General features: G+C 72.8%; 24 protein-coding genes. 6 read left to right on the top strand and 18 right to left on the bottom strand.

Translation table 11 applies throughout. The features are described from left to right. Positions 1 to 14: 14 nt before the first annotated feature. The 10 genes from ACQEVC_RS17020 to ACQEVC_RS16975 form a co-directional block, all read right to left on the bottom strand. The gene (locus tag ACQEVC_RS17020; protein WP_432878349.1) at positions 15 to 1502 is read right to left on the bottom strand and encodes a CoA-binding protein; all 1488 of its coding nucleotides are present in this window, start codon (positions 1500 to 1502) and stop codon (positions 15 to 17) included. Then, positions 1499 to 2383 (bottom strand): fumarylacetoacetate hydrolase family protein, encoded by an 885-nt coding sequence (locus ACQEVC_RS17015; RefSeq protein WP_432878347.1) that lies wholly within the window; start codon positions 2381 to 2383, stop codon positions 1499 to 1501. The genes ACQEVC_RS17020 and ACQEVC_RS17015 overlap by 4 nt, the downstream gene beginning before the upstream one ends. Next, positions 2380 to 3528 carry a cupin domain-containing protein gene (locus ACQEVC_RS17010; RefSeq protein WP_432878345.1) on the bottom strand — a complete coding sequence of 383 codons (1149 nt, stop codon included), beginning with the start codon at positions 3526 to 3528 and terminating at the stop codon, positions 2380 to 2382. The genes ACQEVC_RS17015 and ACQEVC_RS17010 overlap by 4 nt, the downstream gene beginning before the upstream one ends. A 67-nt stretch (positions 3529 to 3595) precedes the next feature. Beyond that, the gene (locus tag ACQEVC_RS17005; protein ID WP_432878342.1) at positions 3596 to 4924 is read right to left on the bottom strand and encodes an FAD-dependent oxidoreductase; all 1329 of its coding nucleotides are present in this window, start codon (positions 4922 to 4924) and stop codon (positions 3596 to 3598) included. Between the two features lie 174 nt (positions 4925 to 5098). Continuing rightward, positions 5099 to 5764: a 4-carboxy-4-hydroxy-2-oxoadipate aldolase/oxaloacetate decarboxylase gene (locus ACQEVC_RS17000; protein ID WP_432878339.1), complete on the bottom strand. Its 666-nt coding sequence runs from the start codon at positions 5762 to 5764 to the stop codon at positions 5099 to 5101. After that, positions 5764 to 6408: an RraA family protein gene (locus ACQEVC_RS16995; RefSeq protein WP_432878336.1), complete on the bottom strand. Its 645-nt coding sequence runs from the start codon at positions 6406 to 6408 to the stop codon at positions 5764 to 5766. The genes ACQEVC_RS17000 and ACQEVC_RS16995 overlap by 1 nt, the downstream gene beginning before the upstream one ends. A 148-nt stretch (positions 6409 to 6556) precedes the next feature. Next, on the bottom strand, positions 6557 to 7234 hold the full coding sequence (locus tag ACQEVC_RS16990; RefSeq protein ID WP_432878333.1) for an RraA family protein: 678 nt from the start codon (positions 7232 to 7234) through the stop codon (positions 6557 to 6559). Continuing rightward, positions 7231 to 8262, bottom strand: coding sequence for a hypothetical protein (locus ACQEVC_RS16985; RefSeq protein WP_432878330.1), 1032 nt, complete (start codon positions 8260 to 8262; stop codon positions 7231 to 7233). Before ACQEVC_RS16985 ends, ACQEVC_RS16990 begins: the two co-directional genes overlap by 4 nt. Positions 8263 to 8292: 30 nt before the next feature. Continuing rightward, positions 8293 to 9294 carry an amidohydrolase family protein gene (locus ACQEVC_RS16980; protein WP_432878327.1) on the bottom strand — a complete coding sequence of 334 codons (1002 nt, stop codon included), beginning with the start codon at positions 9292 to 9294 and terminating at the stop codon, positions 8293 to 8295. A 262-nt stretch (positions 9295 to 9556) separates the two neighbouring features. Next, positions 9557 to 10330 carry an IclR family transcriptional regulator gene (locus ACQEVC_RS16975; protein WP_432878324.1) on the bottom strand — a complete coding sequence of 258 codons (774 nt, stop codon included), beginning with the start codon at positions 10328 to 10330 and terminating at the stop codon, positions 9557 to 9559. A gap of 189 nt (positions 10331 to 10519) precedes the next feature. Between ACQEVC_RS16975 and ACQEVC_RS16970 the strand changes: the two genes are divergently transcribed. The 3 genes from ACQEVC_RS16970 to ACQEVC_RS16960 are packed head-to-tail and all read left to right on the top strand — an operon-like array spanning position 10520 to position 13154. Then, positions 10520 to 11731 (top strand): cytochrome P450, encoded by a 1212-nt coding sequence (locus ACQEVC_RS16970; RefSeq protein WP_432878322.1) that lies wholly within the window; start codon positions 10520 to 10522, stop codon positions 11729 to 11731. Next, entirely contained in the window at positions 11728 to 11925 is a 198-nt protein-coding gene (locus ACQEVC_RS16965) for a ferredoxin (protein WP_432878320.1), read from the top strand. The genes ACQEVC_RS16970 and ACQEVC_RS16965 overlap by 4 nt, the downstream gene beginning before the upstream one ends. Further along, positions 11922 to 13154 carry an NAD(P)/FAD-dependent oxidoreductase gene (locus ACQEVC_RS16960; RefSeq protein ID WP_432878318.1) on the top strand — a complete coding sequence of 411 codons (1233 nt, stop codon included), beginning with the start codon at positions 11922 to 11924 and terminating at the stop codon, positions 13152 to 13154. The genes ACQEVC_RS16965 and ACQEVC_RS16960 overlap by 4 nt, the downstream gene beginning before the upstream one ends. Before the next feature lie 52 nt (positions 13155 to 13206). On the opposite strand, the gene ACQEVC_RS16955 is transcribed toward ACQEVC_RS16960, so the two are convergent. Both ACQEVC_RS16955 and ACQEVC_RS16950 read right to left on the bottom strand, forming a co-directional pair. Then, positions 13207 to 13776, bottom strand: coding sequence for a DUF4352 domain-containing protein (locus tag ACQEVC_RS16955; protein WP_432878316.1), 570 nt, complete (start codon positions 13774 to 13776; stop codon positions 13207 to 13209). 628 nt (positions 13777 to 14404) lie between these two features. After that, on the bottom strand, positions 14405 to 14899 hold the full coding sequence (locus ACQEVC_RS16950) for a GNAT family N-acetyltransferase (RefSeq protein WP_432878313.1): 495 nt from the start codon (positions 14897 to 14899) through the stop codon (positions 14405 to 14407). Positions 14900 to 15118: 219 nt separating this feature from the next. Here ACQEVC_RS16950 and ACQEVC_RS16945 point away from each other — a divergent pair, with 219 nt between their 5' ends. Continuing rightward, positions 15119 to 16123: a M20/M25/M40 family metallo-hydrolase gene (locus ACQEVC_RS16945; RefSeq protein WP_432878311.1), complete on the top strand. Its 1005-nt coding sequence runs from the start codon at positions 15119 to 15121 to the stop codon at positions 16121 to 16123. Here the strand turns inward: ACQEVC_RS16945 and ACQEVC_RS16940 are convergent. After that, positions 16116 to 16949 (bottom strand): hypothetical protein, encoded by an 834-nt coding sequence (locus ACQEVC_RS16940; RefSeq protein ID WP_432878308.1) that lies wholly within the window; start codon positions 16947 to 16949, stop codon positions 16116 to 16118. The genes ACQEVC_RS16945 and ACQEVC_RS16940 overlap by 8 nt on opposite strands. A 114-nt stretch (positions 16950 to 17063) precedes the next feature. Here ACQEVC_RS16940 and ACQEVC_RS16935 point away from each other — a divergent pair, with 114 nt between their 5' ends. Further along, the gene (locus ACQEVC_RS16935; RefSeq protein ID WP_432878306.1) at positions 17064 to 17771 is read left to right on the top strand and encodes a hypothetical protein; all 708 of its coding nucleotides are present in this window, start codon (positions 17064 to 17066) and stop codon (positions 17769 to 17771) included. Next, on the top strand, positions 17764 to 18816 hold the full coding sequence (locus tag ACQEVC_RS16930; RefSeq protein ID WP_432878303.1) for a TrmH family RNA methyltransferase: 1053 nt from the start codon (positions 17764 to 17766) through the stop codon (positions 18814 to 18816). Before ACQEVC_RS16935 ends, ACQEVC_RS16930 begins: the two co-directional genes overlap by 8 nt. A gap of 1 nt (position 18817) precedes the next feature. Here ACQEVC_RS16930 and ACQEVC_RS16925 read toward each other — a convergent pair whose 3' ends face one another. Genes ACQEVC_RS16925 through ACQEVC_RS16905 form a run of 5 tightly spaced genes read right to left on the bottom strand, consistent with a single transcriptional unit; the run spans position 18818 to position 23670 of the window. Next, positions 18818 to 19591 carry a mycothiol-dependent nitroreductase Rv2466c family protein gene (locus ACQEVC_RS16925; protein ID WP_432878300.1) on the bottom strand — a complete coding sequence of 258 codons (774 nt, stop codon included), beginning with the start codon at positions 19589 to 19591 and terminating at the stop codon, positions 18818 to 18820. A gap of 15 nt (positions 19592 to 19606) precedes the next feature. Then, positions 19607 to 20671: an ABC transporter ATP-binding protein gene (locus ACQEVC_RS16920; protein ID WP_432878298.1), complete on the bottom strand. Its 1065-nt coding sequence runs from the start codon at positions 20669 to 20671 to the stop codon at positions 19607 to 19609. Continuing rightward, positions 20668 to 21708, bottom strand: a complete 1041-nt coding sequence (locus tag ACQEVC_RS16915; RefSeq protein ID WP_432878295.1) for an ABC transporter ATP-binding protein — start codon at positions 21706 to 21708, stop codon at positions 20668 to 20670. Before ACQEVC_RS16915 ends, ACQEVC_RS16920 begins: the two co-directional genes overlap by 4 nt. Then, a complete protein-coding gene (locus tag ACQEVC_RS16910; RefSeq protein WP_432878293.1) occupies positions 21705 to 22619 on the bottom strand; it encodes an ABC transporter permease in 915 nt (304 codons plus the stop codon). The genes ACQEVC_RS16915 and ACQEVC_RS16910 overlap by 4 nt, the downstream gene beginning before the upstream one ends. Continuing rightward, complete coding sequence (locus ACQEVC_RS16905) at positions 22600 to 23670, bottom strand: ABC transporter permease (RefSeq protein WP_432878291.1); 1071 nt, start codon at positions 23668 to 23670, stop codon at positions 22600 to 22602. Before ACQEVC_RS16905 ends, ACQEVC_RS16910 begins: the two co-directional genes overlap by 20 nt. Positions 23671 to 23728 lie beyond the last annotated feature (58 nt).

Below are 23728 nucleotides of genomic sequence, written 5' to 3'. Positions count from 1 at the left end.
GATGGGCATCGGCCTCACCCCGCCGGGGTGGCCGGGGCCGGGGCGACGGCGGCCAGGCCCCGGGCCACCCCCGTCGAGCTGGTGTACCAGGCCAGGCCGAGCCCTTCGAGGATGCGTACGCAGGACTCGGCCGGGTGGGTGTAGGTGTAGACGACCAGCGGTGGCAGGTCGCGGCGGAGCAGTTCGGCCAGCGCCTCCCGGTCCTGCTCCAGCCGACCGGCCGAGGCCAGCGAGGTGGCCAGTACCACCGCGTCGACCTCGCCGGAGCCGGCCAGCGCCTCGATCGCCGGTGCGAACGAGCCGGTGGCGATGAACTGCGCGGTCAGGTCGACCGGGTTCACCGGTGAGCCGTACTCCGGCATGAAGCCGGCGAGCCGTTGTTGCAGCTCCGGCGAGAGTTCCGGTACCGCCAGCCCGGCGTCCCGGCAGGCGTCGGCCAGCCACACCCCGGCACCGCCGGAGGTGGCCAGGATGCCGATCCGGCGCCCGGCCAGCGTCGGCACCTTGTCCAGCGCCTGGAGTACGTCGATCAGCTCCCGCTCGCCGCCGGCCTGCACGATCCCCTCGGTGGCGCAGAGCGCGGTCAGCCCGTCCAGGCTGGTCGCGTCGTGCCGGGTGTGCGCCAGGCTGCCCCGGGCACCCGCGTCGGAGCGGCCGAGCCGGGCCACCAGCAGCCGCTTGCCGAGTTGCCGGGCCTGCCGGGCCAGCGCGGTGAGCCGCTCCGGCTCGGCCACCCCTTCCAGCACCAGTACCGCGAGCGCGGTGTCGGTCTCGACCAGCAGCCGGTCGGCCAGCTCCAGTACGTCGAGATCGCCCTCGTTGCCGGTGCTGATCAGGTAGTTGAAGCCGATCCCGGCCCGGGAACCCCACTGTGCCACGGCGAAGCCGAGCCCGCCGCTGTGCGACAGCACCGCCACCCGGCCGGGCAGCACCACCTGGCCGGTACGGGCCGCGTCGAGCACCGGGCTGAAGGTGAGCGGTGCCGAGGCCGGCAGGCTGGCCAGGCCCTCGCAGTTCGGGCCGAGGATCCGCATCGAGGTGGTCGGCACGATCGCGGCGATCTCGTCGCGCAGTTCGGCGCCGTGCCCGGTGCCCTCGCCGAAGCCGGAGCTGAGCACGATCGCCACCCGTACCCCGGCGGCGGCGCAGTCCCGCAGTACCGCCGGGACCAGCTTGGCCTTGACCATCACCATGGCGACCTCGACCGGCTCGGGCAGCTCCCGCACCGACGGGTACGCCGGGTGCCCCTGCACGGTGGTCCGGGTCGGGTTGACCGGATAGACCCGACCGGCGTAGCCGGCGGCGGCGAGCAGGCCGAGCGGCCGGCCGCCCAGGCTCACCGGATTGTCCGAGGCCCCGATGATCGCCAGGCTCTCCGGATGCAGCAGTACGTCCAGCAGCGAGCGCTCCCCCGCCGCGCGCTCTCCCGACGGGACCGGCCCGACCGGCGCCTCCGCCAGCTCGTCGAGCCCCGGCTCGACCACGCGATCGAGGCTGGTCATCGCGGGTCGCTTCCGGCGATCACACTGGTCCGCAGCTCGCCGAGGCCGCTGATGGTGGCCACCAGCTCGTCGCCGGGCTCGATCGGGCCCACTCCGGGCGGCGCCCCGGTGAAGATCAGGTCACCGGGGCGCAGCGTCATCACCCGGGAGGCGTGCTCGACGATCGCCGGCACCGCCACCAGCATGTCGGCGGTGTTCACCCGCTGCCGCCGCTCGCCGCCGACCAACAGCTCGATCTCGAACTCACCGGGCGGGCCGGCCTCGTCGGCGGTGGTCAGCCACGGGCCGAGCGGGCTGAACGTGTCGTAGCTCTTGCGCCGCGACCGGTCGCCCGGGCTGCGTACCGTGATGTCGAGCCCGATGCTGTAGCCGACGACATGCTCCAGCGCCCGGTCGGCCGGGATGTTCCGGCCGCCCCGGCCGATCACCACCACCAACTCCGACTCGTGGTGCACCTCGTGACCGGCGGCGAGGATCTCGGCCGGCAGCACGATCGGCTCACCGGGACCGGCCAGCGAGGAGGGCGCCTTGAGGAAGACGTCGAACGACATCATCCACTCCTCGACCTTGCCGAGGGTGCGCTCCTGCACCGCGTGCATCTCGTGCACGTGCTCGGCGTAGTTGCTGGCCGCGGCGATGATTTTCGAGGGGTTCAGTGCGGGCGCGCGCAGCCGTACCCGGTCGGCCGGGAGGACCGGGCCGGTCTCGGCCGCCTCGGCCAGGCCGTCCGCCAGCTCGGCGTAGTCCCGGCAGAGCCGGCGCCAGCCGCCCGCCGTCTCCGGATCGGGATCGTGCGGCCAGGGCAGCGCGCCGGTCAGGTCGACCAGGCCACCGTGCCGGACCGCACCGATCCGGTGGTCGTCGAAGAGACAGAGCCTCACAGCAGCTCCCCGGAGGTGGTCGCGGGCACCGGGCCGGCGACGGTCCGGGCGGTGAAGGTGCCGGTGACCGGCTGCGGGTCGTCCAGCGCGCGTTCCCGGTAGATGCCGAGCGCCCGCAGTACCGGCGCGTCGGTCAGCCGGAACAGGTCGGCCGGGGTGGCCGCGTGGTGCTCGACCGGCACCCAGGACGGCACCACGAACATGTCGCCGGGCGCCCAGTCGAAACGCTGGCCGCCGATCACGCTGTGCCCCTCGCCCCGGAAGACCACCCAGATCGCGTTGCCGGTCTGCTGCCGGGCCCGGGTCGGCCGGCCCGCCGGCAGCCGGTGCATGCTGCAACTCAGCGTCGGCAGCACGCTCGCCCCGGAATCCGGGTTGGTGAACTCGACGCTCACCGGCGCCTGGTCCGCCTCGGCGGCCAGCCGGGTCAGCTCGGCGTCGGTCTCCGTCCAGCGGTAGACCAGCAGCCGGGACGACCGGGGGTCCAGCTCGTCGGTGACCGCGCCGGCCCGGAACCGGCCCGGATGCCCGGTGTGCGAGGCCTCGGAGGCGTTGCGCACGGCCGGCTGCGGCTGGGCGAACTCCGGGTACTCCTCGAAGAAAACCCCGTCCAGCGCCTCGATCATCGGCAGGTCGAGCCCGTCGAACCAGACCATCGACTCGGTACCGCCGTTGGTGTGGTCGTGCCAGTGCATGCTCGGGGTGAGGATCAGGTCGCCGGGGTGCATGTCGCAGGCGTCGCCGTCCACAGTGGTCCAGACCCCGCTGCCGGCGAGGACGAACCGGATCGCGCCGGGCGAGTGCCGGTGCGCGGGGGCGGTCTCGTGCGGGCCGAGGCACTGGATCGCTCCCCAGAGCGTGCCGACCGCGTACGGCCGGCCGCCCAGGCCCGGGTTGCCGAGACTGAGCACCCGGCGCTCGCCGCCGCGCTCGACCGGTACCAGATCGATCGCCCGCTCGCCGAGCGCCCGGAGCTGGGCACCGTTCCAGAGCCACGGCACCGCCTTCGGGCGCGGCGTCTCGGTCAGCAGCTCACCGGTGATGTTCCAGAGTGGATGCAGGTCGAGCGCGTCGAGGTCGCGGTAGAGCCGCTCCAGCTCCTCGCCGGTGGCGTCCTGCACGCCAGCGGAGTTGTCAGAGATCATGATGGCCCCCTCGTCCCCTTCCCCGGGGACTTCCGAACGGCACCGGAGTCGGTGTGGTCGATGTGCGTCATGCGGCGCTGGCCGGTTCGGGACGGTCGGTCGCGGTCGCCTCCGGGGAGCCGGCGAGCGTCTCCGGGGAACCGGCGAACGTCTCCGGGGAACCGGACGTCGCCTCCGGGAGGCGGGCGATGCCGAACCGCCGTACGCTCTCCAGCAGCGACGCCCGGCGGACCCAGCTCCGGTGCCGGTCCGGGTCGGCGGTGATGGCCCGCAGCTCGTCCTGGTTGGCCCGGCGACGTGCCGGATCGGTCTCCTTGAGCCGCTCGGTGTTGCGGTGCGTGTCCGCCTGGACGTAGTCGAGCGCGACCCTCCGGCGCACCGTCGCGAACGCGGTCAGCTCCGCCTCGGCGTCCGCGCCGGCCCTGATCCGGACCAGCCGGCGCACCACGTCCATCGCGTCGTGGATGCCGCTGTTCAGGCCGACCCCGCCGACCGGGCTGTTGATGTGCGCGGCGTCGCCGACGATCACCACGTTGCCCAGCCGGAAGGTGTCGGCCACCCGCTGGTGCACGTTGTAAATCTGCCGGTCGACGATCGGATAGTCCTCGGCCCGGGGCGCGATCTTCTGGAGCTGCGTCTGGAGGGTGGCCGGGTCGAGCGCCACCTCGCGCGGCTGGTCGACCGGCACCGGATAGACCGCCCGCCAGGATTCCCTGGTGTGCAACAGGAACAGCCACTCCCGGGGGTCCGCCACGTAGTTCACGTCGGCCAGCCCGGGGATCAGTTCGCGCAGGTCGACCGAGGTGCTGACGATCAGGAACCGCTCGGGATAGGTGTGCCCCTCGAAGCCGATGCCGAGGGTCTGCCGGACGGTGCTGTTCGCGCCGTCCGCGCCGATCAGGTGTGATCCGCGGATCTCGGTCTCGCCCTCGCCGGTCCGGACCGTGACCGCCACCCCGCCGTCGACCTCGCGTACGCCGAGCACCCGGGCGCCGAAGACGAGCCGGGCCGATTCCGCCGCCCGCAGCCGCCCGACCAGCATCCGGACCAGGTGCTGCTGGTTGAGCTGCAACCGGTACGGATGGGCGGTCTCGTCGCGGAGCAGGCCGAAGTCGAACTCGGCGACCAGGCCGGCGTCCCGGTCCCGGTGCTGGAACCGGGGCACCACCAGGCCCTCGGCGATCATCTGGTCGACGATGCCGAGTTCGCCGAGGAGTTCCAGGGTCGGCGGGTGGAAGGTCGACGCCCGCCAGTCGGTCTTCGGCTCGGGTTCGGCCTCGATCAGCACGACCGGCACACCGTGCCGCACCAACTCCGCGGCGGCGGTCACGCCGACCGGACCGGCCCCGACGACGAGCACCGGCGCCGCGACGTCGGTCGGAATCGTCATGGACATGCCTGTCATCGTAGCCACGATTCTAATTACCGGAAGAGATGGAGTAGAGATTCTGCAACCCGGAACACTTGCCCTGACCAGGTGCCGAGCGCCGCCGGCCACTGTGCTCGGTCCGGCCGAACCGGCACCGCCCGGACGGCCCATGGCCGACCGGGTGGAGGTACGCGGGTGCGGTCAGTCGGCGGCGTACCGGTCGCGCAGCCGGTAGATGTCCAGGGTCAGTTCGCCCCGCCGGATCCGGTCGAGATAGCGCAGCTCGTCGGCCTGGCGCTGCCGGGCGGCGTCGAGCACCGCGTCGACCCGGTCGGCGGGGAGCACGAGTACACCGTCGGAGTCGGCGAGGACCAGGTCGCCGTCGTACACGGTGACCCCGCCGAGCACGATCGGGGCGCCGACCGTACCCGGATCGGCCTTGACCGTGCCGCGCACCGCGACCGAACTGCTGAACGTCGGGAAGTCGCGGGCGGCGAGCGCGGCGGTGTCCCGGACCCCGCCGTCGATCACCAGCCCTCCGATGCCGCGCTGCTGCGCGGCGACGGTGAGCACCTCGCCCCAGTAGCCGCACGGCTCGCCCTGGGCGGCCACCACCAGCACCTGGCCGGGCCGGGCGGCCTCGACGGCGATGTGCAGCGGCAGGTTGTCGGCCGCCGCGGTCCGCACCGGCAGCGCCGGACCGGCCAGCCGGGCCCCGGGCCAGGCCGGCCGCAGGGTGTACGGCAGGAAGCAGTCGAGCCGCGACGCCTCGTAGACGGTGGCGGTGCCGAGCCCGAGCAGTTCCGCCGCCACCTCGTCGGAGACGGCCTGCCCGGTGCCTGTCGTCGGCCCGGCCGGCGTCGACATCAGGCCTCCACCCGGCGTTGTAGCTGGTGGTAGCCGTGCCGGCGGCGGGCCTCGGCCAGGCTGGTCCCGGCCAGGATCTCGGCCACGATCGCCTCCTCGGTGGCGTGGATCCGACCGGCCAGCGCCAGCACCTCGTCCTCGACGTCCGGCGGCACCGCCAGTACGCCGTCGGCGTCGCCGAGCAGCAGTTGCCCGGCGGCCACCTGCACCCCACCGACCGTCACCGGCCGGCCGACGTCGGAGACCTCGACCCGGTCCTTGCCGGTCCGCATGAACCGACCCCGGGAGTAGATCGGGTAGCCCACCTCGAACGCCCGGGCGACGTCCCGGCAGACCCCATCGATCACCGTGCCGGCCACGCCCCGGTGGTGTGCCATCGCGGTGAGGATGTCTCCCCAGACCGTGCAGTCGGTACGCCCGCCGTTGTCCAGCACCACCACCTGTCCGGGCGCCACGTCATCGAGATAGTCGCCGACGCTGCCGGCCGGGTGACCGGCGGTGACGTACCGGACGGTGAAGGCGCGTCCACAGAGCCGGGCACCGTCGGCGAGCGGTGCGATGCCGAGCAGGCTGCCGGGGCGGCCGAGCCGGTCGAGCGCGTCGGAGACGGTCGCGGTCGAGTACGCCGCCAGGGGGTGGCTCATGCCAGCACTCCGCTTCGCTGCGTGCCGTCATGAGGCACATCCGCACTGAGCTGGCTGATTCGCTCGCTACGCTCGCTCATGCCGGCACTCCGCTTCGCTGCCCGGTGCCCGGGACGTCCCGCCCGAGTCGATCTGTCCCGCGCCACCGTCACTCCTCCACCGAGGGGAACCTGCTGTCGTGCATCACCTGGTCGACGGGCTTACCGGCCCGGACCGCCTCGGCCATGCCCTCCTCGCGCCGGACGATGCGCTCGGCGAGCGCGACGACCCGGTCCGCCCCGGCGGCAGGCACGAAGACCACCCCGTTGCGGTCCGCGACGACCCAGTCCCCGGTCTGCACCGGTACGCCCGCCACGTCGATCCGCTCGTCCATGCCGAGCTGCACGATCCGGCCCCGGGCGCTGACCGGCACCACCGCCCGGCCGAAGACCGGGAGGTCGAGTTCCTCGCTCTCGCCGATGTCCCGGCAGGCACCGTCGATCACCACGCCGCCGATGCCGCGCCGGGTGGCGGCCAGGGCCAGGATTCCGCCCCAGCAGGAGACGTCGAGCCGGCCGTCGTTGGCGATCACGAGTATCTGGCCGGGGCCGGCGGAGTCGACCGCCGCCGCCGCGATGTGCGCGGCCGGCTGACCGTCCCGGCGGGGTCCGGCCCGTACGGTGCGGACCGTACCCACCACCGCCTCCCGGACCGGCCAGAGTGGATGGATTCCGGTGGTCGCCCCGGCCAGCCCGAGGGTGTCCAGTGCGTCGGAGAGCGCGCAACTGTCCAGCCGGGCGATCCGGTCCCGGAGCGCGTCGGTCGTACCCACGGTGGCGCCGGTCATGCCGCACCGGCCGGGACGCCGGACTCCCAGGCCACGAAGCCCATCGCGTTGCCGGTGCCGGCCGACGAGCGGTAGCAGGGCTGGTAGTCGACCACCCGGGGAGTCAACCCGCTGCCCCGCAGCGCGCCGGCGACCACGATCCAGTTGCGCAGCTCGGAGGTGCCGGACCGGAGCAGCGACGCCGGCAGTGCACCGAGATATTCGCCGTCGTCCCGGAGCAGCGCGTCGAGGAAGGCCCGGTCCAGTTCCTCGTCCACCACGAAGTGGCTCAGCCCGCCGGAGGCGGCCAGCCCGACCCGGAGGTCGCCGGGGAAGGACGCGATCGCCCGGCCCAGCGCCAGGCCGAACTGCCAGCACCGGGCCGCGCTCGGCGGGTTCGGCTCCCAGAACGTGTTGACGAAGAGCGGCACGAACGGGATGTCGCCGGAGCCGCCCAGGATGTTCTGGTAGACGAAACCCCAGCCGTGCGGGATGCCGTGGTCGCCGTACTTGCCGGCCGGCAGTTCCTTGGACGCGCTCGGGTCGAAGCCCTGCTCGCTGGTCGAGCGGATCAGGTGCAGGGCCAGCTCGGGGTGGCAGCGCCGGATGGTGCTCTCGGCCGGCACGTTCGCCACCTCGGCGATGGCCAGGCCGGGTGGCATCGCCGCCAGGTGCTCCGGCTTGAACGGCTCGTGCCGCATGGTGGCGCCGTAGTAGAAGGCGAACTGCGGCAACAGTTCGTCGGTGAAGGTCTCCTTGTGGTCGCTGCTGACCACCACCAGTACGTCCGGCTCGGCGGCCCGGACCACGTCGCCGAGCGCGTCGATCGCCTCCCGGCAGCGCTTGTGCCGCGCCCGGCGCTCCTCCGGGGTGTTCTCGGCGGTGAAGTCCTCGCGCACCTCGGCGAGCTGCGCGAAGGTGTAGTCCTCGCCCCGGAACGCCAGCGCCGGGTTGCGCCGGTCGGCGGCGGCCCGCTGCTCCCACTGGTCCGGCGGGGTGTTCAGCAGCGGCCCGTGCGAGGTGCCGATCCCCACCACGATCTCTGCCATGGCTGCTCCTCTCCGCGTGCGGCGTCCCGGCTACAGCCGGAACAGCTCGCGGGCGTTGGTCTCGAAGAGCTGGGTCCGCTGCTTGTCGTCCAGCCACTCGATGTCGTTGATCAACAGGTGGATGTCGTCGATCCAGCGTCCGGTCTCCGGGTCGCGCATCGAACCGGTGCCCGGCTTCTCGGTGCCGAACAGGCACCGGTCCACCCCGACCGCCTTGAGCAGCAGCTCGATGGAGTCGCGGGTGTAGAGGCAGGTGTCGTACCAGAGCCTGCGCAGGTTGTCCTCGAAGCGCTGGCCCTTACGCAGCGCGCCCGGGGCGAACCGGCCCCGCTGGTAGGGGATGGCGCCGCCGCCGTGCGAGACGATGATCTTCAGGTCGGGGAAGTCGGTGAAGACGCTGGACTGCACCAGGCCGATGACGGCGAGCGTCTCCTCCTGGATGAAGTGCAGCGAGTAGCTCTCCCGGGCCGGCGCGCGGCAGCCGGCCGAGTGGATCAGCGCTGGTACGTCGAGTTCGCAGAGCGCCTCCCAGACCGGGTACCAGAACCGGTCGCCGAGCCCGGGCGGCTGGCGGGTCCCCTCGTACGGGTCGGGGTTGAGCATCGCGCCGACGAAGCCGAGTTCCTGGACGCAGCGGCGCAGCTCGCGGGTCCAGGCGGCGGGGTCGGTCTCCATGCTCTGCGGCAGCCCGGCGACGCCCCGGAACAGCCCGGGTTCCAGTTGGCAGACCCGGTGGATGACGTCGTTGGTCTCGGCGGTGAACCAGTCGACCAGGAAGGCCGGCGACTCGCTGTGCATCGACTGGTACGGCCGGGGCGAGATGAGCTGGATGTCGATCCCGGCGGCGGCCAGGTGCGCCAGGTGGGATTCGCCGCCGAAGCTCGGGTTCGGCTCGTGCAGCGCGGCCCGGAGCCGGTCGTCGCTGATCCCCGCGCCGCCCCGGCCGTGCGCGCCGCGGTGCGACAGCAGGCCTGCCTTGTACGCGTACAGCTCGCTCGGCGCGCTGACGTGGCCGTGGACGTCGATGAACATGTGCCTCTCCCCGGGGTGGTGGGAACCGCGGTGGCCTGCCGGTCGCCGTCGGCGCCGCCGGCAGCGCGCCCGGGTGCAGGCCCGGGCACGGCGGCGACGACGCCGGGTGCGACCACGCAGTGCTCACACGCTAGCCCCGATGCATCGCTCCAGGGAATAGCAGGGATGATTATTCTGATCAGCGGAACAGTCCAGCTCAGCGGCAATGGCGCTCCCGGTCAGCGGCGGCGGCACTCCCGGTCAGCGGTAGAGGCGCTCCCACTCAGCGGTAGAGGCTCTCGCTCAGCTCCTTCGCCGCCTCCCGGAGCGCCTCGACGGCCCGGTTCACCCCTTCCGGCCCCATCCGGGCGGTCGGTCCGGCGATGGTCAGCGAGGCGACCGGGATGCCGCTGCGATCCGGCAACGGTACGCCCACCGCCACCAGCCCCGGCTCGCTCTCCCCGTGGTTGACCGAGTAACCCTGCGCCCTGGCCTCGGCCAACTCCTCGAACAGGGTGGCCCGGTCGGTGTTGGTCGCCTCGGTCACCTGCTCCAGCTTCTCGTGCGGATAGAGCCGCTGCACCGCCTCCAGCGACATGCCGGCGAGCAGCACCTTGCCGCCGGACGAGGCGTGCGCCGGCAGGCTGACCCCGGCCCGGGAGGCGACCCGGACGGCGTTCGCCGACTCGACCGAGTCCACGAACCGGACGTGGTTGCCCTCCAGGATCTGCAGGCTGGCGGTCTCGCCGGTCGTCGCCACCAGGCGCTCCAGGTACGGCCGGGCCTTGCGCCGGACGTCGAGCTTGGACAGCGCGCCCATCCCGACCTCGATCAGCACCGGCCCCGGGTGGTACGCCCGGGTGGTCGGGTTCTGCGCCGCGAAACCACGGTAGACGAGCATGGCCAGCAGCCGGTGCGCGGTGGAGCGGGCGACGTTCAGCTCGTCGGCCGCCTCGGCGACCCGGATGCTCGGCTTGGTCTTCAGCAGCAGCAGGAGCCGCAGGGCGTGGTCGACCGAGGCGATGTGATACGGCGGAACGGCCGGCTCATTCTTCATGGCGGAATAATAGCCAGGGTCTTGCTACTGTGCAGACTCGCGACGTAGGTTTCTGCCGGAGAGCACCGGCCACCCGCGCTACCCACGACCCGGCGTCGCGACGCGTTCGAGCGCCAGCACCGGGGGTGCTCCGCAACTCCGGCGCAGATTCCGAGCAGATCGCGCCGTTGGTCGATGGGAGATTGTTCCATGTCACTGGCCGACCTGGTAGGACTCGCCCCGGACGCGCTCCGGGACCCGGGTTCCGTCTACGACGAGCTACGGGCGAAAGGCGTGCATTTCGCCCCCGAGGTGAACGCGTACGTGGTCGCCGGTCACGACGACGTCAGCCGGGTACTCCGGGACGCCAAGCGGTTCTCCTCGACCATCACTGTCGGAAATCCGCCACCGTCACCGACCGACGACCCCAACCGGCTCCGCCCGCTGCTGCTGCTCTCCGACGACCCGGTGCACGCCACCCGGCGCTCCATCGTCAACCGCGCCTTCACCCCGTCCCAGGTGCGTAGCTGGGAGCCGGTGGTGCGGCGGATCGCCGAACAGCACGTCGACGCGCTGCGCGACGCCGACACCGTCGACCTGGTCGAACGGATCGCCGCTCCGCTGCCGGTACGGGTGATCAGCGCGCTGCTCGGAGTACCCGCCGACGACGTGGACAAGTTCCGGGCCTGGTCCGAGGAGATCACCGGGTCGCTCGGCGGGCACGCCGCCGACCCGGAGAAGCGGGACCGGGTGCAGCGGGAGTTCACCGGCTACATGGACGAGCTGATGAACCGGCACGACGGCCGGGCCGGCGACGACGTCCTCTCCACCATCGTCGCGGCGGACCGGGCCGGCGAACTGACCCGCCGCGAGGCCGTCAGCTTCACCATCGAGCTGCTGATCGCCGGCAACATCACCACCACCCACCACCTGGCCAGCAGCATGAAGCTGCTCGCCGAGATTGACGGGCTCGCCGACCGGCTCCGGGCCGAACCGGCGCTGATCCCCCGGTTCGTCGAGGAGTCGCTGCGGCTCGAATCGCCGATCCAGGGCTTCTACCGGCTCGCGTTGCAAGACTCGGTGGTCGGCGGCACCGAGATCCCGGCCGGCTCCCGGCTGCTGGTGCTCTACCAGGCCGCCAACCGGGACCCCGCCGCCTGGGAGCAGTGCCCGCACCTCAAGCTCGACCGGCCCAACGCCTCGGCGCACCTGGCCTTCGGCAAGGGCCCGCACGCCTGCATCGGCTCCTCGCTGGCCCGGCTGGAGGGAGTCGTGGTGGTCGAGACGCTGCTCGACCGGGTCGCCGGGATCACCCTGCTCACCCCTCGGGACGAGGTGCCGTACCTGGCCAGCTTCATCAACCACGGCCCGACCTCGCTGCCGGCCCGGCTGGTGTTCCGGCCAACCGGGGAGCCGTCGTGACCCTGCGGGTGGCGGTGGACCGGACGCACTGCGAGCTGCACGGCCAGTGCGTCGAACGGGTCCCGTCGGTGTTCCGGTTCACCGACGGCGGCGACCTCGACCACCTGCCCGAAGCCGGCGACGACCTCGCCGACGACCTGGCGGACGCCCAGTTCCTCTGCCCGGCCCAGGCCATCGAGGTCGGCCCGGCGTGACCGCCGGACAGGCCGGGGTCGACCAGCAACCGGACCGGGTCGTGGTGGTCGGCGCGTCGCTGGCCGGGGTCCGGACCGCGCTGGGCCTGCGCCGGGCCGGCTTCACCGGCGGCGTCACCCTGGTCGGTGCCGAGCCCTGGCTGCCGTACGACCGGCCACCGCTGTCCAAGCAGGTGCTGCTCGGCGACTGGGCCCCGGACCGGACCCGGCTGGCCAGCTCCGAGCAGCTCGCCGGGCGGGGCATCGAGGTGTTGCTCGGCGACCCGGCCGTGGCCCTCGACGAAGACGCGCGGACAGTCGTGCTCGGCTCCGGTACGCGGATCGGTTACGACGCCCTGGTGGTGGCGACCGGGGCGACACCCCGGCCCTGGCCGTTCCCGACCCCGACCACCGGCGTGCACGACCTGCGCCGGCTCGACGACGCGGTGGCGATCCGGGACGCCTTCGACACCGCTCCCCGGGTCGTGGTGGTCGGGGCGGGTTTCATCGGCACCGAACTCGCCTCGGCCGCCGCCCGGCGCGGGCTGCCGGTCACCGTGGTCGAGCCCCGCCCCGACCCGCTCGCCGCCCAACTCGGTACGCTCGCCGGCACCGCCCTGCTCGACCTGCACCGCCGGCACGGCGTCCGGTTCCACACCGGACACGCCGTCCGGGCCGTGCACGGGGGTGACCGGGTCAGGGCGGTCGAACTCGACGACGGCACGCTGCTCGACGCCGACCTGGTGGTGGTCGGGATCGGCGTACTGCCGAACACCGGCTGGCTACCCGGAAGTTCGCTGGAACTGACCGACGGGATCCGCTGCCACGGTACCGGCGTCTCCACCGGCAACCCGGCGATCTGGGCGGTCGGCGACGTGGCCCGGTGGCCGGTCGCCGGGCACACCGAACCACGCCGGGTCGAGCACTGGACCAGCGCGGTCGAGCAGGCCGGGATCGTGGCGTACAACCTGGTCCGGCCGCCCGCCGCGCGCCGGGTCACCGCCGCTACGCCGTACGTCTGGACCGACCACTACGGGCTGAAGGTGCAGCTCGTCGGGCTGGCCGGACCGGACGACGAGAGCAGTGTGCTGCACCGGGCCCCGGACGGCGAACGGTTCGTCGCCGTACGCCACACCGGCGGCCGACTCAGCGCCGCACTGGCCTTCGGGATGCCGGAGACACTGCCGAAGCTGCGTTCGGCGGTCCGGTCCGGCGCCTCGGTCGCCGAGGCGACGGCACTGTTCGGCTGACCCGCCCGGCACTGTTCGGCTGACCGCCCGGTACGCCGAAGGCTCGCCTCTTTCACAGCGAGACGACGGCGTCCTCAGCCAGGGTGAACAGTCCCGCGTCAAAGACGATCTTCGAAAGTTTCGTACCCTTCGGCACGTCGAAATAGACGGAGGCTCGGACAGAGTTTCCGGGGTTGATCTCGTCGAGGAATCCGGCGCCACCTGGATTGCCGTAGATATTCGCTTCGCCGTCCGCCTCGTATTCCCGGCCGCGACTGTCGCGCGCGGTCACCGTGCCGTCGGCGTGGAACATGTGCGCCTTCTTGGTGACGTTCTTTGCGGAGACGACGACACGACAGAACGTACCCTGCGCCTTCTTCTTGAGGAACGAGTCGCCGACCTGCGATATACCGCACTTGACGCTGTGCACGATGAACTCGAAGTCCCCACCACGCACTCGCTGGCCAGTCCGGTAGACCTTCACCGTCGCCTCGGGCTCCGGCTCGGCTGCGGCCGCCCGCGACGTGGGCGCAGCCGGCGTCGGCTCGGCGGTCGACCCAGCGGAGCCGGTTGGCGTTGGGTCGGAGCCGGATGCCTTGCCCACCTCACTGGTCTGCTGCGGATCCGAGCCCGCCGCGATCATTGCACCACCGCAGCACAGCACGAGCGCGATACCGCCGCCGATCAGGCTCGGAATCAGCCAACGTCTGCCGCTGGATCTCCGTTGCGGGGGCCCTGGATATCCGAACGGCGGTTGCGGAGGGCCGGGCTGCGGCGACGCCGACCCGAATGGCGTGGTCGGAGGACCGGATGCGTACGAGGCGTATGGATCGGTTGGCTGAGAATGCGACTGTTGGCCGGGGTGATCGGGAGAGGTCATCACTGTCTCCGTACTGAATCTGGCGTGACCGGAACGAGCACGCCCGAGAGATTGCCACAGCATCCCGTCCGCAGCACCGGATCGTTCGGTCACTATGCGACGCCGGGCAGTTAACCCTCAGCTATTCACCGCAGTCCGTGTCGCCGTCACTGAGACACGGACGACAAACCAAGCCCTCCGACCGATGCAATTCAATGCCAGAAAGGACGAGATCCGCCGACTCCCGGCCGGTGCGGCCGGCCAATGGGGATGACCGACCCGACGGCCGACCGGGGAGTAGGCGGTCGGTGCGTGGACTGTCGAGCTGGGTGCACAGGCGGGGCACGGAAAGCCGGGGTTGCCGAGACGGCGCACGAGGTGCCGTTCGGATCGACCGATCGGCGAGGTCGGGTCAACCGTCAAAGACGGGGCACTGGTCCAGGCGCAGCAGGGTCTCCTCGATCTCGGCCTGCCGTGCGTTGGCGAAGGAGGTCTCGACTCCGACGACCTCGAAGCCGGCCTTGCGGAGTACCCGAAGGGAGCCGGCGTTGTCGCTGGCGACCCGGGCGTGCAGCGGCCGGACGGTGACCAGGTCGAGGAGGAGCGCCAGCGCCGCGCTCGCGATGCCGCGCCCCCAGACCCTCCGGTCGATCCAGTAGGTGATCTCGGTGTCGCCGTCGACGACGAAGCTGCCGACGCTGCCGACCAGCGCGTCGTTCCAGGTGACCGCCAACAGCACCACGTCGGCGGAGCCGCGCAGCCGGGCCAGCCGCGCGTCGAAGGCCGCCCGGTCGTCGGGGTCCTCACTGGTGAAGGCCGCCATCCGGACCGACACCGGGTCACGTGACTGCGCGAAGAGCGCGTCGAGGTCCGCGTCCCGCACCGGCCGCAGCGCGACGATCCCCATGCCGGCCCCTCCGTCTCCCCGGTCGCCGTGGCGCGACCCGCCGCGCCCCGCCGACCAGGCGACGACCGACGCCGGCAACCTAACAGGGGCCACCGACACCGACCGGTCATCCGTTCCGCGCCGCCGAGCTGCGGTGCCGTGCCGGCATCGATCGCGGGTTGCGGCGGGCAGCCATGATCGCAGGGGACGGTACCGGCGACGTTGCCTACGGAGGCATGGATGCTCCTCACCGCCCAGCCACGACTGCGCCCGCTGCCACCCGCGACGGCCGAGCGGCTGGCCACGGTACGAACCGGCGTCGACGAGGCGCGGCTGCGCCGGCACGTGGAGCGGCTGGACGCGCCACGCGGTCGCTACCACGCGGCACCGGCGATGACCAGGGCCGAGTCGTACGTGGCCGGGGAGCTGGAGCGGGCCGGCTGGCGGGTCGACCGGCGGGAGTTCACCGTGCCGGGCGACTCGCTCGCCGGGGTCAACCTGCTCGCCGAGCCACCGACCGAGGAGGGCACACACCCGCGCCGGCCGACGGTGCTGATCGGCGCGCACCTGGACACCGTGCCGGGCAGTCCCGGTGCCGACGACAACGCCTCCGGGGTGGCCTGCCTGCTGGAACTCGCCCGGATACTGCCGGAACTCGGGCTGGCCCGGCACGTCCGGCTGGCCGTCTTCGACGAGGAGGAGACCGGGCTGCACGGCTCGCGGGCGCTTGCCGGCGAGTTGGGTACGCTCGGCCGCCCCGCCGCGGTCGTGGTCTTCGAGTGCATCGGGTTCTACTCGGCCCTGCCCGGCAGCCAGGTGCTGCCGTCCGGTGCCGGGCTGGTCTACCCGGGACAGCGCCGCCGGATCCGGCAGCGCGGCTGGCGCGGCGACTGGACGCTGGTGGCGTACCGGCAGTCGGCGGGGCGGCTGGCCCGGCTCTTCGCCGAGTGCCTGACCCAGCTGGCCGGACCCGGTACGGCGCTACTGGCCCGGGACGCGCTCGACCTGCGCCTCGCCGGCCCGCTGCTGCGCCGGTACCTGCCGAGCACCGAGCACTTCGCGCGCAGCGACCACCAGCCGTTCTGGGACATCGGCGTACCGGCGATCCAGATCACCGACACCGCCGACTTCCGCAACCCGTACTACCACCAGCCCAGCGACACCCCCGATACCCTCGACTACCGCCGGATCGCCGACATCGCCGCCGCCACCGCCGTGAGCCTGGCCGGCCTCGGCATCAGTTGAGCCGACCGGGCGGGGTGTCGCTGGCTCCGGACCGGCCGTCGGGTCGGGTGGGAAGGTCGGCGGGTCGGGTGGGAAGGTCGGCGTGCAGCCGGGCCAGTTCGGTCGCGGTGCCGATCCCGGCGCGGAACGACGGATGTGCGACGTACTCCCGGATCACCGAGGCGAGGAAGTCGGGTTGCACGTTCAACTGCCCGACCGGCAGTTCCTCGGTACGCGGTGGGCGGCCCGACCACGGATGCCAGCCCCGGCGGTAGAGCGTGATGTGGGGGCTGACCGGCGCCGGTCGCGGTGGTCCGCCGGGCGCCAGCTCGTCCCAGTCGATGGTGGTGTCGCCCCGGGCCCCGCGCACGGAGATCCCGGTCGGGTCCAGCACGAGACCCGCCCGCTGGACGAACGGCATGGCCAGCGCACATCCGACGACGACGGCGAACAGGACCAGGTGGTACGTCTGGGACGGCCATTCGTTGAAGCCGAGCCCTACCCGCTCCGGTCCGCGCTCGACCACGACGAACCCTGCTGCTCCCCAGAGCGTCATGATCGTCAGGATCCCCTGAAAGCGGGGGAACGCCCCGACGACGAACCGGCGGGCCGCAGTGTCGACCTGGAAGGTGGCGGGACGCAGCCGCAGCGGCGCGACGACCCGGGTGAAGACGACGAGCGGCATCCCCACGGCGACGACCAGCGCCAGCAACTGGACCAGCAGGCCCAGGCCGGAGGGTTCGATCCGGTCGGTCACCGGTTCCACCCACCGGGCCACCACGAACCGGCTCAGGAAGGCAACGATGCCGAGCGCCATGGCGGCGGCCCGGACCACGCCGAGTGACATGACCGAAGGGTAGCGAGGCTGGTCAATGTCGCCGGAGCGGCGCGAAATCCGGTGGAACCGCCCACCCGGACCCTGGTACCAAGAGCGGGTGCCGACACCGAGATCCCGTACCGCGTGAGTCGTAGCCTGCACACCGACCCGTACCCGATCCGTGCCGCCCGCCGACTCGACGCGCCGCGGGGCCGGCGCGCGGCCGAGCCGAGGGTGCGGCGCCGCCGCGCCCGCCGGCCGGGGCCCGAGCCGGAGACCGGGCTCCCGATCCCGTACTCCCCGCCCCGGCTCCCGATCCGGGAGTCTCCGGCCCGGCCGGGGTTCCTGCATCCGGCAACCGCCCGCGACATCGCCCGGCTGCTGGACTTCTTCGGCCCCGAGCTGCGGTACGGGCTGCGGGCCGTCGAACTGCGGCACGCCGTCGGCGCCGACCGGCCCGGGCCGCTCCTCGCGACGCTGCTGGTGCCGGGGGTGGTGATCCTGCACGAGCAGCCGCGACCGCCGTGGACCGTTCCCGGCCGGCTGCTGCCGCGGTCCCGGGCCCGGCTGGTCCGGGCCGGTGCCCGGGTCGAGTCCGCCGCGACGCTGACCAGGATCGACTGGCCCGGTACGACACTGCGCGACTTCGTGCTCTTCGACGGCCTGCTGCACGAGATCGGCCACCACCTGGTGCAGCACGGCACCGGCAAGCGGACCGTCCGGGTACGCCGGACCGCCGACCACGAGCGGTGCGCGGACGAGTTCGCGGCCCGCTGCCGGCGGCGCTGGGCAGTCGCCACCGCTTCCGGGGCGGCTCGGAATCCGACCGGTACGGCGGCGGCTCGTGGCTAGCCGCGCCCGGCTGGTCGGCGACGGCCTGGAGAACCCGGCGAACGCGTACGCGCTGCGGGACGCCGCCGCCATGTTCGGGGTGCCGTGCCTGTTCCGGGACGGCCGGGGGCTGGCCGGGCACTGGTCCGCCGAACGGGCCGGCGGGCCGCTGGACATGATCGGCAGCCCGGAGCTGCTGGACCCGTCGACCCCGATCGTCGCGGTCGAGAACGCACCCGGCGCGACATCCGTGTTCGGTACCGCCCTCCCGCCTGGACGGCCGTCCGTGGTGGTCGGCAACGAACGTCTCGGCGTACGGCCGGACGTGCTGCGGTCGGCCGCGCGGTGCGTACAGATCCCGATGGCGGGACGCGGGGTGAACACCCTGAACGTCGCCTCGGCCGCCGCGGTGGCCCTGCACTACCTGGTGGCGGCGTCCGGCCGGCGTACCGTCCGGGGCGCCCGTCCCGGGTCGCGACGACCGGCCGTACTGCTGCTCGGGCCCGGTGACCACGTCGAGGCGGGCAGCACGCTGCGCTCGGCCGCCGCCTTCGGCTGGCAGACGGTGGGGCTGGACGACCGGGCGAAGGTGTGGTGGGGCACGCCCCGGCCGGTACGTACCGAGGCCCGGGCCGCCGCACGCAGCTCCCGCAATCCGCTCCGGGTGGTACCCGTGCCGGCGGAGCGGCCGATGCCGGCCCGGCGGGTGGTGGTCGCCGGCCTGCGGGTCACCGGTCCGCCGCTGCACCGGGTTGACCTGACCGGCGGCCCGGAGACCCTGCTGGTGATCCCGGACGAGGAGGCGACCGGGCCGGCCGAGGACTGGCGCCGGCTCGGCCCACGGGTGGAGTTCGCCCGGCTGGAGGTGCCGGCCGCGGACGTGCCGTACCGCTACCGGCTGGTGGCGGCGATCGTGCTGGCCGAGGTCGCCCGGCAGCTCGGTACCCGTGTCTCCGGCCGCCCGGGCCCGGCACCCCGGCACCGCCCCCGCTACGACAGCAGCCTGGCCCTGGTCGACTCCCCGGACGCCGAGCTGGTCACCCCGGCGGAACTGGAGGCGTACTGAGTCAGGAGGTGCCGGCGCGGCGGAGGCCGGCCATCGCCCACTCCAGGCTCGCTCCCTCGTACGGGCCGCCCGGGCGCTGCGCCTCCCGGGCGGCGCGCATCGCCTGGACCCGCAGGTCGGCCCGCCACACCGCGGCCGGCAACTCGGCCCGCAGGGTCAGCTCCTTGCGGCGCTTCACCTCGAAGAGATAGTCGTAACGGGCCAGTCCGGAGAAGTGTCGCCACAGCTCGACACAGGTCTCGTCGTCCGGCAACTCCCGGATGACCGGCCCGAAGACCGCCGGCCCGGCACCGCCGTCGAAGACCAGGGTCGGCACGCCGAACGCGCGTACCCGGTCGATCCAGTCCCGGTGCTCGGCGAGTACGGCGGTCCAGATGGCCGGGTCGGCGGTGGCCGCGTCCACCAGGCCCGGGTCGTGGCCGAGCGCGGTCAGCGCCGCCCGGGAACTCTCCGCGACCGACGGTGCCGGGGCCGGCCCGTCCGGGCCGGCGGCCGGCGGCGCCTGCTCCCACATCAGCGCGCCGAGCGCCGAGTAGAACCGCCCCATCTCCGCCCGGCCGTGCCGGTCCCGGAGCAGGATCGCGGTACGCAGCGCGGCGCCGTACTCGGCGTCGAGCGCGGCCGGGTCCTCGTCGGCGGCCAGGTTGACCACCTCCAGGGAGAGCAGCCCCCAGTCGAGTTCGATCTCCCCGAGCGCCTCCAGCCGGCGGGCCCAGCGGGAGGTCTGGTAGCACCACGGGCTGCGCGGGTCGAAGAGGAAGGTGATCTTTTCCATCCGGGTACCTCGTCTCTAGTGGGCCGCGCCGCCGACGCCCCGGTCACCCGTCACGGCAACGGGCGAAGGGGGCGGGGCCGCCGGGGAGAGCGGGAAGTGACAGGCCACGGTGTGGTCCGGCCGGGCCGCCCGGACCGGCGGCGCCTCGACGGCGCAGATCTCGGCCGCCCGGGGGCAGCGGGTGCGGAACCGGCAGCCGCTCGGCGGGTCGAGCGGGGACGGCGGTTCACCGGCGAGTTCGTCCGGCACCCTCGGCCGGGGCCGCTCCGGGTCCGGGCTGGGGATCGAGTCGAGCAGCGCCCTGGTGTACGGGTGCAGCGGGTTGCGGTACATCTCCTCGGCCGGGCCGACCTCGCAGAGCGTACCCAGGTACATCACCGCGACCCGGTCGCTGACCTGCTTGACCAGGGCCAGGTCGTGCGCGATGAAGAGATAGGAGAGCCCGAGTTCGGCGCGCAGCCGCTCGAAGAGGTTGAGCACCTGGGCCTGGCTCAGCACGTCCAGCGAGGAGACCGCCTCGTCGCAGACGATCAGTGCCGGGGCCAGGGTCAGCGCCCGGGCGATCGCCACCCGCTGGCACTGGCCGCCGGAGAGCTGCCCCGGCTTCCGGTCACCGAAGACCGCCGGGTCCAGCCCGACCAGGTCGAGCACCTCCTCGACCCGGGTCCGCCGCTGCCGCCGGTCCCCCGTCCGGTACGCGGCCAGCGGCTCCTCCACGATCGAGAAGACCGTCCACTTCGGATCCAGCGAGCCGTACGGGTCCTGGAAGACCGCCTGCATCTGCCGGCGGGCCGCGACCAGGTCCCGCCGCTTGCGCGCCCTGGCCAGGTCGACGCCCTGGAACCACACCTCGCCGGACTTCGGCGGCGGCGCCTGGAGGACCGAGCGGACCATCGTCGACTTGCCGGAGCCGGTCTCGCCGACCACCCCCAGGGTCTCCCCCGGGCGTACCTCGAAGGAGACGTCGGAGACGGCGTGCACCACGCCGCCGCGTACCCCGCCGTGGCCGCGTACGACGAACTCCTGTACCAGGTTGCGGACCTCCAGCAGTGGCCGACCGGTCCCGTTTCCCGCCGTCATCTCTCGTCCTCACCGGGCAGCTCGTCCCCGCAGGGGAAGAAGCAGGCCCACTCGTGCCGGGGTTCCCGCTCGGCCAGTACCGGCCGCTCCTGCCGGCACCGGTCCTGGGACCGGGAGCAGCGCGGGGCGAACGCGCAGCCGGGGTCGACGACCCGCAGGTCCGGCGGGCGGCCGGAGATCACCGGCAGCGTGGCGTGCGGCGGGCGTTCCAGCCTCGGGGTCGCGTCCAGCAGGGCCCGGGTGTACGGCATCCGGACGTGCGCGATCATCTGGCGGGTCGGGGCACGTTCGACCACCCGGCCGGCGTACATCACCGCGATCTGGTCGGCGTAGGAGGCGGCCAGCCCCATGTCGTGGCTGATCAGGACGAGCCCCATCGCGAACCGCTGTTGCAGGTCGAGCAGCAGGTCCATGATCTGCGCCTGGGTGGTGACGTCCAGCGCGGTGGTCGCCTCGTCGGCGATCAGCAGCCTCGGCTGGCAGGCCAGGGCGATCGCGATCATCACCCGTTGGCGCATCCCGCCGGAGAGCTGGTGCGGGTACTCGTGGAACCGCCGGGCCGGCGCGGGCAGCCGTACCATCGCCAGCAGCTCGACCGCGCGCTCCCGGGCCTGGCGGCGACTCATCGGCAGGTGCACCCGGATCGCCTCGGTGAGCTGGTTGCCGATCCGCATGGTCGGGTTCAGCGACCGGGCCGGGTCCTGGAAGATCATCCCGACCTCCCGGCCCAGGCAGCGCCGCAATTCCTTCTCGCCGAGCCCGACCATCTGCCGCTCGCCGAGCCGGATCGAGCCGCGCACCGTGGCGGTCCGGGGCAGCAGCCCCAGCACCGCCCGGGAGGTGACGGTCTTGCCGGAGCCGGACTCGCCGATCACCGCCAGCGTCTGGCCGGCGTGCACGGTGAGATCGACCCCGCGCACGGCGTGCACCGCCGCGTCCCGGGTCCGGAAGGTGACCTCCAGGTTCTCGATGGTCAGCAGCGGCTCGTCCGGGTCGGCGGTCCGGGTCGCGGTGTCCGGCTGGCTCTGGATCGTCATGGCGTACCGGTCCGGGCTCGCAGGGCGTCGCCGAGGGTGTTGAGGCAGACGATGGTGAGGAAGAGGCAGGCGCTCGGGATCAGCACCAGTTCCGGATTGCTGGAGATGTACGCCTGACCGCGCGAGATCATCATCCCCCAGCTCGGCTCCGAGGCCGGTACGCCGAAGCCGAGGAAGCTCAGCGACGCCTCGATGGCGATCGCGGCGGCGACCCAGAGCAGGCTGTAGGTCAGCAGTTGCGGCAGCACGTTCGGGGCGATGTGCCGGAACAGGATGGCGCTGTCCCGCTGCCCGGCGAGCCGGGCGGCGACGACGTACACCTGCTCGCGCAGCCGGAGCGTGGCGGCCCGGGCCAGCCGGGCGAAGGTCGGGATGGAGAAGAACGAGATCGCCCAGATCACGTTCAGCTTGCTCGGCGTCAGGTATGTCGAGACGACCAGCACCAGCACCAGGGAGGGGAACGCGATCAGCATGTCCAGCAGCCGCATGGTGACCGTCTCCAGCCAGCCGCCCCGGAACGCGGCGAACATCCCGACCGAGCCGCCGAGCAGCAGTCCGATGGCGTTGGAGGTGACTCCCACCTCCAGCGACACCCGCCCGCCGTGCAGCAGCCGGGAGACGATGTCGTTGCCGAGCGGGTCGGTGCCGAGCAGGTGTCCGGGCGAGAACGGCGGCAGGTTGGCCGCCAGCAGCGAGCCGGCCGTCGGGGACGGCAGGTCGCGGTAGACCAGCGGCCAGACGAAGCAGGCCAGCACGATCAGCCCGAGGATGGTGCCGGGAATCCAGAGGCCCTTGGCGGTACGCCGGCGCCGGCTCGCCCGGGCGGGGCCCGTCGCGGCGGCGCCGAGCGGGTCGGCGGCCGGATCGGCACCGGGGCGGACGGTGGCGAGGTCAGGCGGCTGGACGGCCATGGCGGATCCTTGGGTCGAGGACGGCGTAGAGCAGGTCGGTGACGAGGTTGGCGCCGACCACGAAGCAGGCCATCACCACCACGTACGCCTGGACGACCGGGACGTCCCGGTTGTTGATCGCCTGGAGCAGCCCCTGCCCCATGCCGGGCAGGCCGAACATCTGCTCGATGATCACGGTGCTGCCGATCAGCGCCCCGAACTGGAGCCCGACGATGGTCAGCAGGCTGAACACCGAGTTGCGCAGCGCGTGCCGGATCAGCACCTGCCAGCTCCCGACCCCCTTGGCCCGGGCGGTGGTGATGTAGTCCTCCCGGAGCATCTGGTCGACGATGTCGGCCCGGAGTACCCGGGTGTACTCGCAGAACAGCGCGAACGCGATCGCGGTGGCCGGCAGCACCATCGCCCGCAGGTTCGGGCCGAGGCCCTGCCCGAGGGGGACGTACCCGACGGCGGGCAGTACCCGCAGGCCGACCGCGAAGATCAGCACCAGTACCAGGGCGAAGACGAAGTTCGGCACCGAGAGCCCGAACATGCTGATCTGCATCCCGATCCGGTCGGCGAACCCGCCCGGGCGCTTCGCCGCGACCACCGCGGTCGGCACCGCGACCAGCAGCGCCAGCGCGAAGGCCAGCACCACCAGTTCCAGCGAGACCGGCAGGGCCCGGCCCAGGATCGTGGTGACCGGCTCGTTGTTCTGCAAGGAGTTGCCGAGGTCGCCGGTGAGCGCGTTGCCCAGCCACTGGAGGTAGCGGATCAGGAACGGCTCGTCCAGGTTGAGCCGTGCCGACAGCGCCGCCACCTGCTCCGGGGTGGCGTCGTCGCCGAGCAGCGCGACGGCGGCGTTGCCCGGCAGCAGGTTCATCAGGCAGAACGTGATGAAGGTGGCGCCCCAGACCACCGGGATGGCCTGGAGTACCCGCTTGATCGCGACGCGTACCGCGGGCGAGCGGCCGAGCAGCCGCGCCGGCCGGTTGAGCAGGCCCGGCAACCGGCCCGGGCGCGGTGGCGTCCGGGGTGGCCAGCCCGGTGACCGGGTGAGGGTGTCAGACATCGATCACCGCACATTCCGGGCGCGACCGGGGCATCGGCCCCGATCACTCCGGCCCGAG

This window comes from Plantactinospora sp. CA-294935, from assembly GCF_050936445.1.
Lineage (GTDB): Bacteria > Actinomycetota > Actinomycetes > Mycobacteriales > Micromonosporaceae > Plantactinospora.
Note: the sequence above shows the minus strand (reverse complement) of the source record. Positions and strands in the feature narration are given on the sequence as shown.

Excerpts from the sequence above, each read along its gene's own strand:
- ACQEVC_RS16970 (WP_432878322.1), top strand. The coding sequence starts at position 10,520 with ATGTCACTGGCCGACCTGGTAGGACTCGCCCCGGACGCGCTCCGGGAC.
- ACQEVC_RS16955 (WP_432878316.1), bottom strand. The coding sequence starts at position 13,776 with ATGATCGCGGCGGGCTCGGATCCGCAGCAGACCAGTGAGGTGGGCAAG.
- ACQEVC_RS16980 (WP_432878327.1), bottom strand. The coding sequence starts at position 9,294 with ATGTTCATCGACGTCCACGGCCACGTCAGCGCGCCGAGCGAGCTGTAC.
- ACQEVC_RS16995 (WP_432878336.1), bottom strand. The coding sequence starts at position 6,408 with ATGAGCCACCCCCTGGCGGCGTACTCGACCGCGACCGTCTCCGACGCG.
- ACQEVC_RS16925 (WP_432878300.1), bottom strand. The coding sequence starts at position 19,591 with ATGGAAAAGATCACCTTCCTCTTCGACCCGCGCAGCCCGTGGTGCTAC.
- ACQEVC_RS17000 (WP_432878339.1), bottom strand. The coding sequence starts at position 5,764 with ATGTCGACGCCGGCCGGGCCGACGACAGGCACCGGGCAGGCCGTCTCC.
- ACQEVC_RS16910 (WP_432878293.1), bottom strand. The coding sequence starts at position 22,619 with ATGGCCGTCCAGCCGCCTGACCTCGCCACCGTCCGCCCCGGTGCCGAT.
- ACQEVC_RS17020 (WP_432878349.1), bottom strand. The coding sequence starts at position 1,502 with ATGACCAGCCTCGATCGCGTGGTCGAGCCGGGGCTCGACGAGCTGGCG.
- ACQEVC_RS16950 (WP_432878313.1), bottom strand. The coding sequence starts at position 14,899 with ATGGGGATCGTCGCGCTGCGGCCGGTGCGGGACGCGGACCTCGACGCG.
- ACQEVC_RS16905 (WP_432878291.1), bottom strand. The coding sequence starts at position 23,670 with ATGTCTGACACCCTCACCCGGTCACCGGGCTGGCCACCCCGGACGCCA.
- ACQEVC_RS17005 (WP_432878342.1), bottom strand. The coding sequence starts at position 4,924 with ATGTCCATGACGATTCCGACCGACGTCGCGGCGCCGGTGCTCGTCGTC.
- ACQEVC_RS16945 (WP_432878311.1), top strand. The coding sequence starts at position 15,119 with ATGCTCCTCACCGCCCAGCCACGACTGCGCCCGCTGCCACCCGCGACG.
- ACQEVC_RS17010 (WP_432878345.1), bottom strand. The coding sequence starts at position 3,528 with ATGATCTCTGACAACTCCGCTGGCGTGCAGGACGCCACCGGCGAGGAG.
- ACQEVC_RS16985 (WP_432878330.1), bottom strand. The coding sequence starts at position 8,262 with ATGGCAGAGATCGTGGTGGGGATCGGCACCTCGCACGGGCCGCTGCTG.
- ACQEVC_RS16975 (WP_432878324.1), bottom strand. The coding sequence starts at position 10,330 with ATGAAGAATGAGCCGGCCGTTCCGCCGTATCACATCGCCTCGGTCGAC.
- ACQEVC_RS16915 (WP_432878295.1), bottom strand. The coding sequence starts at position 21,708 with ATGACGATCCAGAGCCAGCCGGACACCGCGACCCGGACCGCCGACCCG.
- ACQEVC_RS16920 (WP_432878298.1), bottom strand. The coding sequence starts at position 20,671 with ATGACGGCGGGAAACGGGACCGGTCGGCCACTGCTGGAGGTCCGCAAC.
- ACQEVC_RS16940 (WP_432878308.1), bottom strand. The coding sequence starts at position 16,949 with ATGTCACTCGGCGTGGTCCGGGCCGCCGCCATGGCGCTCGGCATCGTT.
- ACQEVC_RS16990 (WP_432878333.1), bottom strand. The coding sequence starts at position 7,234 with ATGACCGGCGCCACCGTGGGTACGACCGACGCGCTCCGGGACCGGATC.